This is a genomic window from Nocardia arthritidis (genome assembly GCF_011801145.1).
Taxonomy (GTDB): Bacteria; Actinomycetota; Actinomycetes; order Mycobacteriales; family Mycobacteriaceae; genus Nocardia; species Nocardia arthritidis_A.
On sequence record NZ_CP046172.1, the window covers coordinates 6,579,874 to 6,596,638 of the forward strand.

16 protein-coding genes are annotated in these 16,765 nt (G+C 68.8%); 9 read left to right on the forward strand and 7 right to left on the reverse strand.

Features of this window, described 5'->3' with window-relative positions:
* Positions 1-21: 21 nt before the first annotated feature.
* Complete coding sequence (locus F5544_RS29775; protein WP_238846732.1) at positions 22-789, forward strand: AraC family transcriptional regulator; 768 nt, start codon at positions 22-24, stop codon at positions 787-789.
* Positions 790-842: 53 nt separating this feature from the next.
* Here the strand turns inward: F5544_RS29775 and F5544_RS29780 are convergent, their stop codons facing one another.
* From F5544_RS29780 to F5544_RS29790, 3 genes are all read right to left on the reverse strand, one after another.
* Entirely contained in the window at positions 843-1,928 is a 1,086-nt protein-coding gene (locus tag F5544_RS29780; RefSeq protein WP_167476250.1) for an S-(hydroxymethyl)mycothiol dehydrogenase, read from the reverse strand.
* A 96-nt stretch (positions 1,929-2,024) separates the two neighbouring features.
* Positions 2,025-2,723, reverse strand: a complete 699-nt coding sequence (locus F5544_RS29785) for a response regulator (RefSeq protein WP_167476251.1) — start codon at positions 2,721-2,723, stop codon at positions 2,025-2,027.
* Positions 2,716-3,945, reverse strand: a complete 1,230-nt coding sequence (locus F5544_RS29790) for a sensor histidine kinase (RefSeq protein ID WP_167476252.1) — start codon at positions 3,943-3,945, stop codon at positions 2,716-2,718. The genes F5544_RS29785 and F5544_RS29790 overlap by 8 nt, the downstream gene beginning before the upstream one ends.
* Before the next feature lie 164 nt (positions 3,946-4,109).
* Between F5544_RS29790 and F5544_RS29795 the strand changes: the two genes are divergently transcribed.
* Positions 4,110-4,703: a hypothetical protein gene (locus F5544_RS29795; protein ID WP_203217375.1), complete on the forward strand. Its 594-nt coding sequence runs from the start codon at positions 4,110-4,112 to the stop codon at positions 4,701-4,703.
* Between the two features lie 162 nt (positions 4,704-4,865).
* Here F5544_RS29795 and F5544_RS29800 read toward each other — a convergent pair whose 3' ends face one another.
* Positions 4,866-5,606: an SDR family NAD(P)-dependent oxidoreductase gene (locus tag F5544_RS29800; RefSeq protein WP_167476253.1), complete on the reverse strand. Its 741-nt coding sequence runs from the start codon at positions 5,604-5,606 to the stop codon at positions 4,866-4,868.
* Between the two features lie 109 nt (positions 5,607-5,715).
* Between F5544_RS29800 and F5544_RS29805 the strand changes: the two genes are divergently transcribed.
* Positions 5,716-6,342 (forward strand): TetR/AcrR family transcriptional regulator, encoded by a 627-nt coding sequence (locus tag F5544_RS29805; RefSeq protein WP_167476254.1) that lies wholly within the window; start codon positions 5,716-5,718, stop codon positions 6,340-6,342.
* On the opposite strand, the gene F5544_RS29810 is transcribed toward F5544_RS29805, so the two are convergent.
* Entirely contained in the window at positions 6,308-8,080 is a 1,773-nt protein-coding gene (locus F5544_RS29810) for a DEAD/DEAH box helicase (protein ID WP_167476255.1), read from the reverse strand. The genes F5544_RS29805 and F5544_RS29810 overlap by 35 nt on opposite strands.
* A gap of 167 nt (positions 8,081-8,247) precedes the next feature.
* Here F5544_RS29810 and F5544_RS29815 point away from each other — a divergent pair, with 167 nt between their 5' ends.
* Positions 8,248-9,441: a YihY/virulence factor BrkB family protein gene (locus F5544_RS29815; protein WP_167476256.1), complete on the forward strand. Its 1,194-nt coding sequence runs from the start codon at positions 8,248-8,250 to the stop codon at positions 9,439-9,441.
* 94 nt (positions 9,442-9,535) lie between these two features.
* Here the strand turns inward: F5544_RS29815 and F5544_RS29820 are convergent, their stop codons facing one another.
* Positions 9,536-9,772 (reverse strand): DUF3039 domain-containing protein, encoded by a 237-nt coding sequence (locus F5544_RS29820; protein ID WP_167476257.1) that lies wholly within the window; start codon positions 9,770-9,772, stop codon positions 9,536-9,538.
* Positions 9,773-9,920: 148 nt separating this feature from the next.
* On the opposite strand from F5544_RS29820, the gene F5544_RS29825 reads away from it, so the two are divergent.
* On the forward strand, positions 9,921-10,271 hold the full coding sequence (locus tag F5544_RS29825) for a DUF3099 domain-containing protein (RefSeq protein ID WP_225726790.1): 351 nt from the start codon (positions 9,921-9,923) through the stop codon (positions 10,269-10,271).
* 209 nt (positions 10,272-10,480) lie between these two features.
* On the opposite strand, the gene F5544_RS29830 is transcribed toward F5544_RS29825, so the two are convergent.
* Positions 10,481-11,725 (reverse strand): MFS transporter, encoded by a 1,245-nt coding sequence (locus tag F5544_RS29830; RefSeq protein WP_174867438.1) that lies wholly within the window; start codon positions 11,723-11,725, stop codon positions 10,481-10,483.
* A 175-nt stretch (positions 11,726-11,900) separates the two neighbouring features.
* Between F5544_RS29830 and F5544_RS29835 the strand changes: the two genes are divergently transcribed.
* From F5544_RS29835 to F5544_RS29850, 4 genes are all read left to right on the forward strand, one after another.
* On the forward strand, positions 11,901-12,641 hold the full coding sequence (locus F5544_RS29835; protein WP_167476260.1) for a VOC family protein: 741 nt from the start codon (positions 11,901-11,903) through the stop codon (positions 12,639-12,641).
* Complete coding sequence (locus F5544_RS29840) at positions 12,641-13,642, forward strand: GlxA family transcriptional regulator (protein WP_167476261.1); 1,002 nt, start codon at positions 12,641-12,643, stop codon at positions 13,640-13,642. The genes F5544_RS29835 and F5544_RS29840 overlap by 1 nt, the downstream gene beginning before the upstream one ends.
* A 217-nt stretch (positions 13,643-13,859) precedes the next feature.
* Positions 13,860-15,368: a DUF7059 domain-containing protein gene (locus tag F5544_RS29845; RefSeq protein ID WP_167476262.1), complete on the forward strand. Its 1,509-nt coding sequence runs from the start codon at positions 13,860-13,862 to the stop codon at positions 15,366-15,368.
* 194 nt (positions 15,369-15,562) lie between these two features.
* Positions 15,563-16,531: a sigma-70 family RNA polymerase sigma factor gene (locus F5544_RS29850; protein ID WP_167476263.1), complete on the forward strand. Its 969-nt coding sequence runs from the start codon at positions 15,563-15,565 to the stop codon at positions 16,529-16,531.
* The last annotated feature ends 234 nt before the right edge of the window (positions 16,532-16,765 follow it).

Genomic DNA, 16,765 nt, shown 5'->3' on the forward strand with positions numbered 1-16,765 from the left:
GACAAGCTACGGTGACAAATCGTGTCGCGAAACGGCCAGATCCCGGTGCATCGGGTGCCGCCCGGCGCCACCGCGATGGTGTTCGGCGCCGGGGTGCTGCCCGCCGGGCACTGGTTTTCCGCTCATGAACATCCGCAGCACCAAATCGCCTGGGCCGCACGAGGAGTCCTCGCGGTCGAGGTGGCGGAATCCCGGTGGGTGCTGCCGCCGACGCGGGCGCTGTGGATTCCCGGCGGCACCGCGCACCGCACCGGCACCGCCGAGGGCGCCGAAATGCGCGGCATCTACCTGGAACCCGGCCGCACCCCGGTCTCGTTCGCCGCGCCGACGATGATCCGGGTCACCCGGCTGCTGCGCGAACTGTTCGACCATCTGGGCGCGCCGGGCACCACATCCGACCGCCGCGCCCGCGCCGAGGCGGTGATCTTCGATCTGCTCGAGCCGGTGGACGTGATCCCGATCGGCGCGCATCCGCCCACCGACCCGCGCGCCGAACAGGTCGCCGCCGCCCTGATCGCCGATCCGGCGGATCCGCGCACCCTGTCGGAATTCGCCGCCGCGGTCGCCACCGGTCCGCGCACGCTGGCCCGCCTCTTCGTCGCCGAAACCGGAATCCCGTTCGGCCAGTGGCGAACTCAGATCCGCCTCGCCGCCTCACTCCCCCTGCTCGCCGCGGGCCTGCCGATCGCCCGCATCGCACCCCGCGTCGGCTACGCCTCCCCCAGCGCCTACGTCGCCGCCTTCCGCCGCACCGTCGGCACACCACCCGGCCGTTACTTCACCGCCTGATGGGCGGTGTCGACAGAGCGCTCATGGCCCGAGCTAAGGGCCAATCCATCGAACTATGGCCGGACGACCGAGCGCAGTACAACACGTCGGCGCAGCTTCGACAGCGCTTGTTCTACCTCGCTCAATGAAATCGTTTCGGTGACAAAGGCATCCAGGTCGAGCAAGCCCTGCCGGTAGGAACCGATCAGGGCTGGGAAGTCGCGCGCGGGCAAGGTGTCGCCGTACCAGGCGGACTTGATCGAACCGCCGCGGACGCGTAGCTCGTGTAGCGGAATGTCGAGCTGCTCGCCGGGTGCGGGCAAGCCGAGCATGACGAGCGTCCCGGCTGGGCCGCGCGCACGGAACGCCTGTTTCCAGGTCTCGACTCGTGCGGTCGTGTCGATGACGACGTCCGCGCCGAGACCGCCGGTCAGCGCGCGGATTCGCGAAAGCACGTCCGCGGAATCCGCATCGATGGTGTCTGTCGCACCGAAACTCTTCGCCCACTCCAGATTTCGCTGAACGCGGTCGACGGCGATGATGGGATCGGCGCCGGCCAGGCGGGCTCCGGCGATCGCCGCGACACCGATACCATCGCAGCCGAACACCGCGACGCTGTCGCCCCGTTCCACCGCCCCGGTGTGCAGGGCAGCGCCGACCCCGGTGGCGATCCCGCAGCCGAGCAGCGCGGCCCCCGCCGGGTCGACCCCCGGATCGATCTTCGTGCATTGTCCCGCGTGTACGAGGGTCTTCTCGGCAAGGCCCCCGACCCCGAGAACCGGCGTGAGCGGGGTGCCGTCCGGAAGCGTCATCGACTGGGCGGCGGTCAACGGGGACAGACAATTCCACGGTTTACCTTTGCGGCAGGCGCGACAGGTTCCGCACACCGCTCGCCAATTCAGGATGACGAACTCGCCCCGGCGCACCTCGTCGACGCCGTCACCGACCTGCTCCACCACACCGGCGGCTTCATGACCGAGCAGGTACGGGAAGTCGTCACCGACCTTGCCGTCCCGGTAGTTCAGGTCGGTCTCGCACACCCCACACGCCTGTATCCGCACCACAGCCTCGCGGGGACCCGGTTCCGGGATCTCGATCCGGGTCACCTCGACCGGCGCCTGCTTCGACCGCACGATCACGCCATAAACCAGTTGTGCCACGGACGCCCTACCTCTCACGCATCCGGGCCGCAGCACCGGATGCTCGCGGTGTGGTGTAGCCGCCGAACATGCCCGGCCAGCATAAACGCTTCTCGGCTAGCTGGATCCGTCCGTGCCACCGGGCAGCACCATGCCGGATTCGTAGGCGAAGACGACGAGTTGGGCGCGGTCGCGGGCCCCGAGTTTGGTGAGCAGGCGGCCGACGTGCGTCTTGACGGTGGCCACGCTGACGTGGAGTGCGGTGCCGACCTCGGCGTTGGAGCGCCCGGCGGCGATGTGCCGCAACACTTCTCGTTCGCGGTCGGTAAGGGCCGCGAGAGCGTTCGAGCGGGCGGCGGGTGCGGCGGGCTGGCGGGCGAACGCGCTGATCATCCGGCGGGTGATACTCGGTGCGAGCAGGGCGTCGCCGCCGGCCAACACGCGGATCGCATGCAGCAGTTGCTCGGGTGGCGAGTCCTTGAGAATGAAGCCGCCCGCCCCGCTGCGCAGCGCCCGGAAGACATGCTCGTCCTGATCGAAGGTGGTCACGATGAGCACGTGCGGCCCCTCCGCACTGTCGGCCGCGATGTGCCGCATGGCTTCCAGGCCGTCCATGACCGGCATCCGGATATCCATCAGGACGACATCGGGTCGCAGTTGCCGGGTCAGCCGGACCGCCTCACTGCCGGTACCGGCTTCGCCGACGACGACGAGATCCGGCGCGGAATCGACCAGAACCCGGAAACCCGCGCGCACCAGTGCTTCGTCGTCGGCGATCAGGACACGGATCGGGTCCGGGAGTGCGGCGTCAGACATGGCGGTCCCGATGGAGCGGGAAGCTCGCGGTCACGGCGAATCCGCCCGCCGCGCGCGGTCCCGCCTCGAAACGGCCGCCGAACAACGACACCCGTTCCCGCATACCCTCCAGGCCGAGACCCGAACCGCCGGCATCGATTCCGGCGGCCGCGGTGATCGGGCCGTCATTGATGATCAAGGCGGTCAATTCCGCTGGCGCATGACGGATTTCTACCTGTGCGCGATCGGTGCGCGCGTGCTTGATCACATTGGTGAGCGCCTCCTGCACGATGCGATACACCGTGGTCTGCAACAGCGCCGGATAGTCGGCCGGCGTCCCGAGCACTCGATACTCCACCATCAGCCCATCGTGCCGCAGCCCGTCCACCAGACCGGCCACCTCGGCCAGGCCCGGCTCGAGCGGTTCGTCGCGTTGCCCGGGTTCCCGCATCTGCGACAGTACGGCCCGCAGTTGGGTCAGCGCGGACCGGCTGGCGGTCTCGATGGCGCTCAGTGCCCGGCGTGCCTCGCCCGGATTCTCCTCGACAAGCAACCGGGCGACGCCGGATCGGACGGCCACCATGCTCAGCGTGTGTGAGATCAGATCGTGCACATCGCGCGATACCCGCAACCGTTCCTCGGCCCGGATCCGGCGTTCGGCCTCCGCGATGCGCTGTCGCTCCTGGTCGGCAAGGCTGTGCCGATACGCACGCCGGGTCCGGAGCATGTCGCCGATCAGCCACGCGGGCAGTGCGATCAATGGCTGCACGAAATCCTGATCCTGATCCGAATACAGGTTGAACGCGATCGCTCCGGCAACAGATACGGCAAGCACAGCAATAACGGTCGCGACCGCGGATTCCCGTCGCGGCCGCCGATCGGCGAGGGTCAGCACGGCGATACCGACGGCCGGGCCGGTATTGCTCACCCACGGCGTGAAGCGCACATCGGCCAGCGCCGCCGCACACAGCACGGCAGACAGCACCGCGAGCACGGCCATCGGCCAACGCCGTCGCACGATCAGCGGGGCGGTTGCCGCGAGACCGAATCCGGCGATCTCCCATGTGGATCCGATCCCGCTGGTCATGCCGACCAGCAGTGGTCCGGTGAACAGCACGAAACAGGTGAGGGCGATCGCAACGTCGATCGCGTCCGGGCCGACGGAATCCGCCAGGTGGCCGGTGACAAGCCGCCGATGCCACGGTGGCGATGACGGACGCGCCGGCGCTGAATCGATCGACATGGGCCGACCGTAGCGGTCCCGTCCACGGCCGCGCATCGGCCTGCGGGTCAGCTCCGAGGTCGTCCGGAGGTAGGACGCCGCCCCCGATGTCCTACCAGGACAGGCGCCCATCTCTCGACCGCGGGCCGACGACGAGGAAGGGCGGCGGACGGGAGGGTGATGGCATGAAAACTCCACGCGCCGAGCGCATCTCGTCCGGATTCGACCGTGTCCGACCGCCCCGTTCACGCCCGTCGGGCCCGTTGGTCGCGGTAGCCGTCGTTTCCTTCGCCGCAGGCATCGTGTCGGGCGGCATCTCCTACGCCAACCGATCCGCACATCGGGAAGCGCATGTCGCGGGCACCGCGGCCTGGTGGCCGCACCTCGCGCTGCTCGTGTTCGCGGTGGTCCTTGTCGTTGTCGTGACGCGCCGCGCCGCCCGCCCGGCCGGTCTGCTACTCGCACCACTCGGATCACCTGCCGCCCAGCGGCTCCGGCACACCCTGGCGGCAACCCGACGACACCCGACGGCCGCCCTGCGGCTACTGGTCGGCATCGTCCCCATGGCAATCCTGGTCTACAGCCCCTGGCGCATCGGCGAACAGATCCTCGGCGGCCTGGACCCGAATTTCACCGCCAACGCCTGGGGCGGCCCGAGCTACCTGGGCGCAATGGCCTGCCACTACCTCGACGCCGCGCTGCTGATGGCCGCATCGGCGGGCCTGCTGAACCTACTGCTCCTCCCGGCCGAGGGCGCAAAGATCAACCCACCGCGATAGTCGTGCCGACCACGCAGATCGGGCCGACCGAAAAGCGCGTCTCGTCGACCCGGCTGGCATGTCATCGGCCGGAATGATGCGAATTGTGGTGTGCGACAGCTGCTTACGAGCTCCGTGAACGGGTGTGCCGCCCGGCGTTTCGGACCGCCGGGCGGCGCGACTTCAGGCGTTGGTGCCGCTGTCGACGGTGATGGTGGCGCCGGTGATGCTGCGGCCGGTCGGGCCGGCGAGGAAGGTGACGGTGGCGGCGATGTCGTCGACGGAGCCGAAACGGCCGAGGGCGGTGAGGCCGACCTGGTGCGCGGCGTGTGCGCCGTCGGCCGGGTTCATATCGGTGTCGGTCGAGCCGGGCTGCACCAGGTTCACCGTGATTTGACGCGGACCCAGTTCGCGGGCAAGGGCTTTGGTGAATCCGTTGAGCGCGGATTTGCTGAGGTTGTATAGCGCGAGTCCGCCGAAGGCCGCGCGCTCGGACAGGTTGGTGCCGATGCTGATGATCCGGCCGCCGTCGGTCATATGCGCGACCGCCGCCTGCGCACCGACGAATGCGGCCTTGGCGTGGATGGCGAGCGCGTTGTCGATCTCGGCGACGGTGAACTCCTCGAACGGTTTGGCCGTCCAGATGCCCGCGTTGTTGACCAGCACGTCGAGCCTGCCGAATGCCGCCGCGGCCGCGTCGACGGCTTGCTTGACGGCCGCGGCGTCGGCGCTGTCGGCTTGTAGCGCGACGGCCCGCCGTCCGAGCGATTCCACCTCGGCGGCAACGGATTTCGCCTGCTCGGCGGCGTGCTGATAGGTGATCGCCACATCGGCGCCCGCCGCCGCCAGCCCGCGGGCGATGGCCGCCCCGATCCCCCGGCTGCCGCCGGTCACCAGCGCCGCTTTACCGGTCAGATCCGTCATCGTGAGCTCCTCTATTTTTTGTGTCGATCAATACATAAATACCTAAGCGCAGACCGGGCCGCGGCGTCAAGAGGTATATTTAACGATCGACACAGAAATGGAGCCGACCATGGCCGAACGCGGACGCCCGAGGGCCTTCGATCGCGACGACGCACTGCGCCGCGCGATGGAGGTGTTCTGGGAGCACGGCTACGAAGGTGCGTCGATGGGCGACCTCACCGGCGCGATGGGCATCAACTCCCCCAGCCTGTACGCGGCATTCGGCTGCAAGGAGGCGCTGTTCAAGGCGGCGATCGAGCTCTACCGGCGAACCGGGGGCAGTTATACCGAGCGCGCGCTGCGCGAGGAACCCACCGCCCGCGCCGCCATCGAGGCGATGCTGCGCGACAATGCCGCCGCGTACACCCGATCGGATACGCCGCGCGGCTGCATGGTCGTGCTGGCGGGTTCCACATACACCACCCGCAATACGAACATTCGCGATTTCCTCGCCGAGAAACGCAGGGCGACAACCGAAAGCGTGCGCGAACGCCTTGATCGCGGTGTGGCGGAAGGCGATCTGCGCGCGGGCACCGACACCGCGGCCCTGGCCGTCTTCTACACCACTGTGCTGTACGGACTTTCGATCCAGGCCCGCGACGGGGCGACCGCCGAAGAGCTCAACCGGTCCATCGATCAGGCCATGCTCGCCTGGCCGGAACCTACTTGCGTCGCAGCGCCGCGATCCGCTCGGTGAGCTGATCGGCGGTGGCCAATGCCGTTGGCGGACCGCCACATTCGCGCCGCAGCTCACCGTGGATGACACCGTGCGGCTTACCGGTGCGGTGATGATGCATGGCGACCAGGCTGTTCAATTCGCGGCGTAGCTCACCGAGCCGGTCGGCGGTGGCCACCCGCTCGGCGGCCGTGGCCACCTGCGGCGACGCCTCGGATTTCGGCTCACCGCGCTCGGCGATCTGGCGCGCCTGCCGGTCGCGCAGCAGCTGCCGCATCTGATCGGCATCGAGCAGCCCGGGGATGCCGAGGTAGTCGGCCTCCTCGTCGCTGCCCGCGAAAGTGGCGGTGCCGAAGGACGATCCCTCGTAGATCACCTGATCCAGTTCGGCGTCGGCGGCCAGTGCGACGAAGGATCGCTCCTCCTCGCCCGGCTCGTCCTTCTGCTTGTTCGCATCGATGAGAAGTTCGTCGTCGAGCTCGTTCTTCTCGCGGTGCGGCTTGCCGATGATGTGGTCGCGCTGCACCTCCAGCTGCGCGGCCAGATCCAGCAGCACGGGCACCGACGGTAGGAAGACGCTCGCCGTCTCACCGGGTTTGCGGGCACGCACGAAACGCCCGATCGCCTGGGCGAAGTACAGCGGGGTGGATGCGCTCGTCGCGTAGACGCCGACCGCGAGACGCGGCACGTCGACGCCCTCGGACACCATGCGCACCGCCACCATCCACGGCTGGGTGTTCTTGCTGAACTCGGCGATCCGCTCCGAGGACGCCGGATCGTCGGAGAGCACCAGGGCCGGTCGCTCACCCGAAATGTGTTCCAGCAGTTCGGCATAGTCGCGGGCGCGGTCCTGATCGGTGGCGATCACCAGGCCGCCCGCGTCGGGCATGCCGGAGGCGCGCTTCTGGCGCAGCCGGATATCGGCGGCCCGCAGCACCGCGGAGATCCAGTCGCCCGCCGGGTCGAGCGCGGTGCGCCAGGCGCGTGCGGTCTGTTCGGCGTTCAGCGGCTCGCCCAGGCGGGCCGAGTACTCCTCGCCCGCGCTGTCGCGCCAGTGCGCCTCACCGGAATACGCGAGGAAGACCACCGGCCGCACGACGCCGTCGGCCAGCGCCTCGGCATATCCGTAGGTGTGGTCTGCCTTCGACTGCGGCAGACCGTGCTCGCCGGGTTCGTAGGTGACGAACGGGATCTGGCTGTCGTCGGAGCGGAACGGGGTTCCGGTCAGCGCCAGGCGGCGGGTCGCGTCACCGAACGCGTCGGCGGTGGCCTCACCCCAGCTCTTCGCATCGCCCGCGTGGTGGATCTCGTCGAGTATGACCAGGGTCCTGCGTCTTTCGGTGCGGACCCGGTGCCGCGCCGGATGCGAGGCGACCTGCGCGTAGGTGACGACGACGCCGTGATAATCGCCGGAGGTGCCACCGGTGGCGTTGGAGAATTTGGAGTCCAGTTGGATACCGGAGCGGGCCGCGGACTCCGCCCACTGGTGCTTCAGGTGTTCGGTGGGCGCGACGACGGTGATCTGGTCCACCGTGCGGTCGGCGAGCAGTTCGGCCGCCACCCGCAGCGCGAAGGTCGTTTTACCGGCGCCCGGGGTGGCCACCGCGAGGAAATCGCGGGGCTTGGTCGCGAGATATTTGGTGAGTGCCCGGCGCTGCCAGGCGCGTAGCGACCCGCCGGTCGCCGCGCCGCCCCCGGTTGACCCGGCGCCGCTCGGCGTTGCCTCTCCCGCCGCAGCGGCGCCACCCGACCCAGTCACGCAGAAGACCCTAGCGGCCGGGACCGGCGTGTCGCCAAACCGACGCGGTGCACGCGACACTCGTCACACAGTTGTGCCGTCGTCCATCGCGCGACACCCCGTGTTCGCCGACACGATTCCAGGTCGGCGCGGTGTCGAACACCCAGGTGCGCGATGCTGTAGGCACCATGAACGCCGAACCTCCGCCCCCGGGCGCCGACCCGCCGCCATCGGATGGCGCGGATCCCGCACGCCGCCCGCACGACGCACCGGGCCGAGGCGCGGACCCCCGCATCAAGGCATGGGTGCTGCGCACCGGACGCCAACTGCGCACCCTGATCGTGCTGGTCGCCAAAAAGGCTTGGGACGATTCGATTTTCGCGAAGTCGGCGGCCGCGGCCTTCTGGCAGACGCTCTCGCTGGCGCCGCTGCTGCTGGGCCTGCTCGGCAGCCTCGGCTATGTGGGCGGCTGGTTCGGGCCGGACACCGTCGATATCGTGCAGTCCAAGATCGTCAACTTCAGCCGAGACCTGTTCAGTCAGCAGGTGGTCACCGACCTGATCGAACCGACCGTGCACGATGTGCTCGGCCGCGGGCGCGGCGCGGTGGTCTCGGTGGGTTTCGTGCTGTCACTGTGGGCCGGATCCTCGGCGATGGCCACCTTCGTCGATTCGATCGTCGAGGCACACGATCAACAGGACGCCCGGCATCCGGTGTGGCAGCGGATCTTCGCGCTGCTGCTGTATCTCGGTTTCCTGGTGGCGTCCGTATTCATCCTGCCGCTGGTCGCGCTGGGCCCGCAGCTGATCGGGCGGATACTGCCCGCACCTTGGCGCGCAACGGGTTTGGCGCTGCTCGACGCGTTCTACTATCCCGGCGTAGGGCTGCTGCTCATCGTCGCGCTCGCCACCCTGTACAAACTGGCGCTGCACACCTCGCTGCCATGGCACCGGCTGTTCCTCGGCGCGCTGGTGGCCGGCGTGTTCTTCATGGCGGCCAGCGACGGACTGCGCCGGTATCTGAGCTGGGTCACCGCGACCGGCGTCAGCTACGGGGCGCTGGCGGCGCCCATCGCCTTCCTGCTGTTCACGTTCTTCCTCGGCTTCGCCATCATCCTCGGCGCCGAATTCAATGCCGCCGTGCAGGAGCTGTGGCCCGCCCGCACCACCCGGATGACGCAGGTACGCGACTGGATCGTCGGGCAGGTACTCGGCGATGACCCGGAACCGGATGAGGCACAACCGGATTCGCCGGAAAAGGGCGCTGTGGATGCCGCCGCCGCGGCGGGTGACGCGGACCGAAACGACGCGAACCGCATCGAACCGGCGAACATCACCGCGGCGGCAAAGGTCGGCGGCGAAGGCCATCGCCTGCGCAAGTGAATCCCGCGCGCCGACGGCTCGGCGCAGCACGGCATGCCGGGCGCCGACGAGGCAGCGCCCGCCTCATATGGAAACGATCACCGGCGGGGCCGGATCACTCGCCCTTGCGCAGCCCTTCGTAGACCTTCTTGCACTCCGGGCAGACCGGGGAGCCGGGCTTCGGGGACCGTGTCACCGGGAACACCTCGCCGCAGAGGGCGACCACCATGGTGCCCATCACGGCACTTTCGGCGATCTTGTCCTTCTTGACGTAATGGAAGAACTTCGGGGTGTCGTCACCGGTCGACTCGTCGGTGGTCGTATCAGGACGAACGAGAGTGTCTGTGCTCACGGATCCATGATGCCCCATCACCCCCGCGGCGGGCTGACCACGGTATGTGCGCTGATCGGCCGGGAGTGGAAGACTCAGGGATATGCAGCAGCACGGCGAGTCCTCCGGCGCCGACGATCTCGGTGCGGGCGACCGCCCGGACGTCACGATGCCCGAGCGGCCCAGTTCCAAGGGTTACTTTCCGGGCAGCGACGACGACCGTCCGGTCCTGATCACCGACGCGCAGTCGTCATTGGAGGACCAGCACCGGTCGCGGGTGCGCCGCTACACCATCATCATGGCGTTCCGGATCCCGTGCCTGCTGTTGGCGGCGGTCGCGTACAGCGTGTGGGGCAGCGCGCTGATATCGCTGCTGATCATCGGCGTCTCCATCCCGCTGCCGTGGATCGCGGTGCTGATCGCCAACGACCGCCCGCCCCGCCGCAAGGACGAACCGTCGCGCTGGGATCGGCCGCGCCCCGCGCTGGAATCCCGCCCGCACAACGCGATCGACGGATAGTTCGCGCGAAATAGACCGGGCCGCACCCCGTTCCGCGGGTCGTGACCTGCACGCAGATCGCGAATCCAGGATCGGGGTGCGGCATCCTGTGACGGAATTCGTTCCGCCACAGCGGAATCGGCCCATCCCCTCCACAGGCGATTCCGTGCCGAGCCGCGGGTCGTCCCCGAACCCGCGGACCGAGCACGATCGGATGGGTTCAGCCGCGATCAGGCTGCGAGCGCGTGCGGCAAACGCCGGATGACGATCGACATCACCGCGGCCGTGCCGCACAGCGCACCGGCGAGATACCAGGCCAGGTCGTAACTGCCCTGCATATCGCGGATGACACCGGTGCCGGTCGCGGCGATCGCCGCACCGACCTGGTGGGAGGCGAAGACCCAGCCGAAGGCGACGGGACCGTCGTCACCGAACAGTTCGCGGCACAGCATCACCGTCGGCGGCACGGTGGCGATCCAGTCCAGACCGTAGAAGATGATGAAGACCCACATGCTCGGCTCCGTGTGCGGCGCCAGCAGCGAGGGCAGGATCAGCAGCGAAAGCCCGCGCAGTGTGTAATAGCCGACCAGTAGATAGCGAGGGTCGACGCGATCGGTGAGCCAACCGGAGAATACGGTGCCCGCGATGTCGAAGATGCCGACGGTCGCGAGCAATCCGGCGGCGGTGGTCGTCGGCATGCCGTGATCGTGTGCGGCACTGACGAAATGGGTGCCGACCAGACCGTTCGTCGAGGCGCCGCAGATCGCGAAACCACCTGCCAGCAGCCAGAATCCGGGTTTGCGCGCCACGGTGGCCAGCACGGTGATCGCCCGGGCCGCACCGCCCGCGGCGGCGACGCGGACGCCGACCGTACTGCCCGGCTCCGCCCCGTACGCGGAAACGCCTGCGTCACTGGGGAAGTCGCGAATGAACAGCAGTACGAGCGGCACGACGGCCAGCGCGATACTCGCCACGATGAGCGATGGCAACCGCCAACCGTGATCGTGCGCCACCGACGAGACCAGCGGCAGGAAGATCAGCTGCCCGGTGGTCCCCGCGGCCGTGAGCAGCCCGGTGACGAGCCCGCGATGCCGGACGAACCAGCGCCCGGTGATGGTGGCCACGAACGGCATCGACATCGAGCCGACGCCGACCCCCACCAGCAGGCCCCAGGTCAGCACCAGATGCCACGGCTGGGTCATGAACACCGTCAGCCCGCTGCCCGCCGCGACGAGCACCAGCGCACCCGCCACTACCTTGCGGATGCCGAACCGGTCCATCAGCGCCGCCGCGAACGGCGAAATAAGGCCGTACAGCACGAGATTCAGCGAGACGGCACTGCCGATGGTGCCGTGCGACCAGCCGAACTCCTCGTGCAGCGGGTCCATGAGCACGCTGGGCACCGAGCGGAAGCCCGCCGCGCCGAGCAGTGCGACGAAGCCGACCGCCGCCACCGTCCACGCCGGATGCGGCATACGAAAACTGTTGCGGGGTGGGCTTATTGGTGGTTCCACGGCATTACGCACCGACGCGCCCCTGCTCTGCAATTCAGTCACCTCAGCAGCGTGCAGGAAAAGGATCTTCCGATCGAGTGGCCTGAATGCCACAATGCGTAAAGATCTAGCCATATACAAACTTCGGGAGGGCAGCATGATTCGGTGGCTCTGGGCATTTCTCGATCGCCCGGCCGATCGGTTCGACGAGGCGCTCGACTTCTGGACCACCGTCACCCACACCCGGCTCTCGCCCCGGCGCGGTGCGCACGACCAATTCGTCACGCTGCTACCGGAATCCGGCGACGCCTACGTCAAGGCGCAGGCCGTCGGCGACCGCGGCGGGGTACACCTGGATTTCGGCGTCGCCGATGCCAGGGCCGCGGCCGACCACGCCGAGCGGCTCGGCGCGAAAGTCGTTGCCGAGGAACCCGGTCTGGTGGTGCTGACTTCACCGCAGGGTCTGGCGTTCTGTATGCACGGTGGCGGCGATGGGCACGAGATCCCGGCACCGGTCGCCGCGCCGGACGGCACCCGCGGCAAACTCGATCAGGTCTGTATCGATATCGGCCCCACCGGCTTCGACGACGAGGCGCGGTTCTGGGCGGACCTGACCGGCTGGCGGCTCGAACCCGCGACCGAGCCCGAATTCCTGCGCCTCACCCCGCGCAGCCCGCAGCCGCTGCGAATCCTGTTGCAGCGCATAGGTGAGGACCGGCGGTCCAGCGCCCACATCGATATCGCGTGCACGGATATCGCGGCACAGGCGGCCTGGCACGAAAGCCTTGGCGCACAACGGGTCCAGCAGGGCGCCCACTGGATGGTGATGGCCGATCCGACGGGCGCGCCCTACTGCCTGACCGGGCGCGACCCGCACGTCGTCCACGGTGCCGACTGATGGCGGGCACCGGCAAGCATCTGGTCGCCGTGCTCGCGCTGCCGTCGGTGGTCGGCTTCGATATGGCGATCCCGCCGACCGTGCTCGGCGCCGCGGTCGACGCCGACGGCGAATCGCTCTACGACGTGCGCGTCTGCGGTATGAACTCCGACCCGGTGCCGACGACCCAGGGCTACACCGTCATTCCCGAATGCGGACCGGAACTGCTCGCCCGCGCCGATATCGTGATCGTCGCGGGCAACAATCTGCCCGGCCCGTTCCATCACGGCGCCATCCCGCCGGAGCTCACCGCGGCGCTCGCGCTCATCCGGTCCGATGCCAGGATCATCTCGATCTGCACCGGCGCGTTCGTCCTCGCGGCCGCGGGACTGCTCGACGGCCGCCGCGCGACGACGCACTGGAAATACGCCGACCGCTTCCGCGCGCTGTATCCCCGGGTGCGGCTGGACGAGGACCTGCTCTTCGTCGAGGACGGAAACATCTGCACCTCAGCGGGTTTGGCGGCCGGTATCGACGTGTGCCTGCACATCGTGCGGGCCGAGCACGGCAGCGAGGTGGCCAATCGCGCGGCGCGCTACTGCGTCGTCCCGCCGTGGCGCGAGGGCGGCCAGTCGCAGTTCATCGAACGTCAAGTGCCGGAACCGGGTTCGGACGGCACCGCGCCGACCCGTGCGTGGGCCCTACATCACCTGGAACGCGACCTCGACCTGAATACCCTTGCCGCCCATGCCCGGATGAGCGTGCGCACCTTCACCCGCCGCTTCAAGGCCGAGACCGGCCTCGCCCCCGGCACCTGGCTGCTCCAACAGCGCCTTCGCCACGCCCGCCACCTACTGGAAACCACCGACCTCCCGGTCGAGGCCGTCGCGCAATCCGCGGGCATCGGCACCGCCGCCTCCCTGCGCCACCACATGCGCGCCGACCTCGGCATCGCCCCACTGGCCTACCGCAAGACCTTCCGCGCCCCGGACCGAATGCCCCACCTCAACCGGGCGGGCTGAAAATCGACCACACCACCTGATCGTGGCCACAATCGATCCAATGCATGAATGTCGTGCCGGCCGAACGTTTCGGGACGTCCGGATGTTCACGCTGGACGAGCGTCACTTCCGGACGGTGCAACCGCTCGACCACGGTCCGGCGTTTCAGTTGCTTCCGTTCGACATGTGACGGCGGGGCGGGGCGGATGCTGGGTGGTAGCGGTGGCAGAGTTGTCGGGTGCATACCGACCGGACGACCCTGCTCACCACGCTGTGCCCCGATCTGCGGGCCGCATTGCTCCGCACCGGCTACGACGCGGATACGCTGCTCGCCGTGCTCGGCGCGGATGTGCATGCGGCACTTGGCCGTTCGGAGCCGGTACCGGTGCGGCGCGCGGCCGCGCGGGCCGGTGAGCTCGGCACGCTGATCCGCCTGCTGCTGTTGGGCGACGCGCTGCCGGAGCGGGACGTGGCGGCCGCGCTCGCGCCCGTCGATATCGATCGCGCGGTCGCGGCCGGACTGCTGGACCGATCCGGCGCCGAACTGCGTGCGGCGCTGGACCTGCGGCCGCTGGACCTCGGCGCGGGCACCCGGTGGATCCTGTCGGATCTGGACGATTCGATGCGCAGGCGCACCCTCACCGAGGACCATGTGCTCGGCGTCGGGCACGCCTCGCTGTCCCTGCTGCGCGCCACCCCGACCGAGCTGGTGGGTTCCGTTCTCGATCTCGGCACCGGGTGCGGGGTGCAGGCGGTGCATGCGGCCTCCTATGCGAAATCCGTCACCGGGACCGATGTGAACCGGCGCGCGCTGTGGCTGGCGGAGGCGACCGCGGCGCTCAACGAGATCGATCTGGAACTGCTCGCGGGCTCCTGGTTCGAACCGGTCGCGGGCCGGCGCTTCGATCAGGTGGTGGCCAATCCCCCGTTCGTGGTCGGCCCGGCCCGCGTCGAACACACCTATCGCGATTCCGGACTGGCCCTGGACGGCGCGAGCGAACTGGTCATCTCCACCGCGCCGGACCTGCTCGCGCCGGGCGGCACCGCCGCAATGCTGGCGGCCTGGGTGCACGTGGACGGCGCGGACTGGCGGCACCGGGTCTCGTCATGGCTGCCCGCGTACGGCGTCGACGCCTGGGTGGTGCAGCGCGACGTCGCGGACCCGGCGCTGTACGTCGGAACCTGGCTGCGCGACGCGGGCCTCGATCCGCGCGACCCCGCCGCACAGGCCCGTGCCGAACAGTGGCTGGACGCCTTCACCGCCGCCGATGTCGAGGGGATCGGCTTCGGCTTCGTCTATCTGCGCGCCATCGACGGCCCCACCGAACTGCTCGCCGAGGATCTGACCCACGGATTCGACGACCCGCTGGGCGGTGAGGCGACCAAGTATTTCGAGCGCTCCGCGTGGCTGCGCGCCGTCGCCGATGACGAAACCCTGGCGTGGCGTTCGCGTTTCGTCGTCGACCGGGCGACGGCGCTGGAGCGGGTCTTCCTACCGGGCGCGGAGGGTTGGGCGCAGGAGGTGGCCCGCCTGCACCGCGGCGACGGCCCGCGCTGGCAGCACGAGGTGGACGAATCGACCATCTCGCTGCTGGCGGGAATGCGGCCGGACGGACTGCCGTTGTACGAACTGATCGAATTGCTGGCCCTGGCAAGCGGATCCGCCGAGGTGACGGCCGAATTCGCGGCCGATGCGCTCGGCGTCGTCACGGGGCTGGTACGACACGGTTTGATCCACCCCGCGTAACGGCTCGGCAACAAAACGCCATTCGGCGAACGCATCGGCGGTCCGGTGTTCCGGCATGTCTTACTTCTCAGGAACTTCTCAGACGGTAGTGACGAAAACCGCAGTTCAGAGCGGTTTACCGAAGCTGCCAACGGGAACTTTCTCCGTGTCGGGTCCGTTGTTCGGAGTGAGACACCACCGACAGGAGGCAAGTCATGACAAGCCCCGCCACCACTCGTGTGCGCACCAGCGAATCGGACCTCGACGCCCAGAGCCCTGCCGCCGACCTGGTACGGGTGTACCTGAACGGGATCGGCCGCACCGCACTGCTCACGGCCGCCGACGAGGTCGAGCTGGCCAAGCGCATCGAGGCGGGTCTCTACGCCCAGTACCTGCTGGAAACCGGCAAACGGCTGTCGGCGACCCGCAAACGGGATCTGGCGCTGCTGGTCCGCGAGGGCCAGGCCGCGCGATCGCACCTGCTGGAAGCCAACCTCCGCCTCGTGGTCTCGCTCGCCAAGCGCTACACCGGCCGCGGCATGCCGCTGCTGGACCTCATCCAGGAAGGCAACCTCGGCCTCATCCGGGCCATGGAGAAGTTCGACTACACCAAGGGTTTCAAGTTCTCCACGTACGCCACCTGGTGGATCCGTCAGGCCATCACCCGCGGTATGGCCGACCAGAGCCGCACCATCCGCCTGCCCGTCCACCTGGTGGAACAGGTGAACAAGCTCGCGCGGATCAAGCGTGAACTGCATCAGCAGCTCGGCCGCGAGGCCACCGACGAGGAACTGGCCAACGAGTCCGGCATCCCGGTCGACAAGATCTCCGATCTGCTCGACCACAGCCGCGACCCGGTGAGCCTGGATATGCCGGTCGGCAACGACGAAGAGGCCCCGCTCGGCGATTTCATCGAGGATTCCGAGGCCACCTCGGCCGAATCCGCCGTCATCGCCGGACTGCTGCACCACGACGTGCGTTCCGTGCTCGCCACCCTCGACGAGCGGGAACAACAGGTCATCCGGCTGCGCTTCGGCCTCGACGACGGCCAGCCGCGCACCCTCGACCAGATCGGCAAACTGTTCGGGCTCTCGCGCGAGCGGGTCCGGCAGATCGAGCGCGAGGTCATGTCCAAGCTGCGCAAGGGCGAGCGGGCCGACCGGCTTCGCGCATACGCCAGCTGATTCCCGACTCGTGCCGGTAATCCCGGCACGTGCGACGACGCCGGGCCGATCCGAGGCGGGCCCGGCGTCGAGCTTGGTGACCGTCCGACGGTCACCTTCCCAACGCCGACCGGTGCCCGCGCGTACCCGCCCCCTCCGGGTTTCGCGCGAACCGGTCGGCGGTGCTATCCCTGATTCCGCCCGCTGCCAACCGTTTTCGGCGCGAGCGATCAATTGCATTGCTCGTCATCGGGA

What these genes read in the sequence shown, in the direction of transcription:
- F5544_RS29795 (WP_203217375.1), top strand. Translation starts at nt 4,110, where the DNA reads ATGAAAACTCCACGCGCCGAGCGCATCTCGTCCGGATTCGACCGTGTC.
- F5544_RS29825 (WP_225726790.1), top strand. Translation starts at nt 9,921, where the DNA reads ATGCCCGAGCGGCCCAGTTCCAAGGGTTACTTTCCGGGCAGCGACGAC.
- F5544_RS29790 (WP_167476252.1), bottom strand. Translation starts at nt 3,945, where the DNA reads ATGTCGATCGATTCAGCGCCGGCGCGTCCGTCATCGCCACCGTGGCAT.
- F5544_RS29800 (WP_167476253.1), bottom strand. Translation starts at nt 5,606, where the DNA reads ATGACGGATCTGACCGGTAAAGCGGCGCTGGTGACCGGCGGCAGCCGG.
- F5544_RS29840 (WP_167476261.1), top strand. Translation starts at nt 12,641, where the DNA reads ATGGCGGGCACCGGCAAGCATCTGGTCGCCGTGCTCGCGCTGCCGTCG.
- F5544_RS29785 (WP_167476251.1), bottom strand. Translation starts at nt 2,723, where the DNA reads ATGTCTGACGCCGCACTCCCGGACCCGATCCGTGTCCTGATCGCCGAC.
- F5544_RS29830 (WP_174867438.1), bottom strand. Translation starts at nt 11,725, where the DNA reads ATGCCGCATCCGGCGTGGACGGTGGCGGCGGTCGGCTTCGTCGCACTG.
- F5544_RS29805 (WP_167476254.1), top strand. Translation starts at nt 5,716, where the DNA reads ATGGCCGAACGCGGACGCCCGAGGGCCTTCGATCGCGACGACGCACTG.
- F5544_RS29835 (WP_167476260.1), top strand. Translation starts at nt 11,901, where the DNA reads ATGATTCGGTGGCTCTGGGCATTTCTCGATCGCCCGGCCGATCGGTTC.
- F5544_RS29815 (WP_167476256.1), top strand. Translation starts at nt 8,248, where the DNA reads ATGAACGCCGAACCTCCGCCCCCGGGCGCCGACCCGCCGCCATCGGAT.
- F5544_RS29850 (WP_167476263.1), top strand. Translation starts at nt 15,563, where the DNA reads ATGACAAGCCCCGCCACCACTCGTGTGCGCACCAGCGAATCGGACCTC.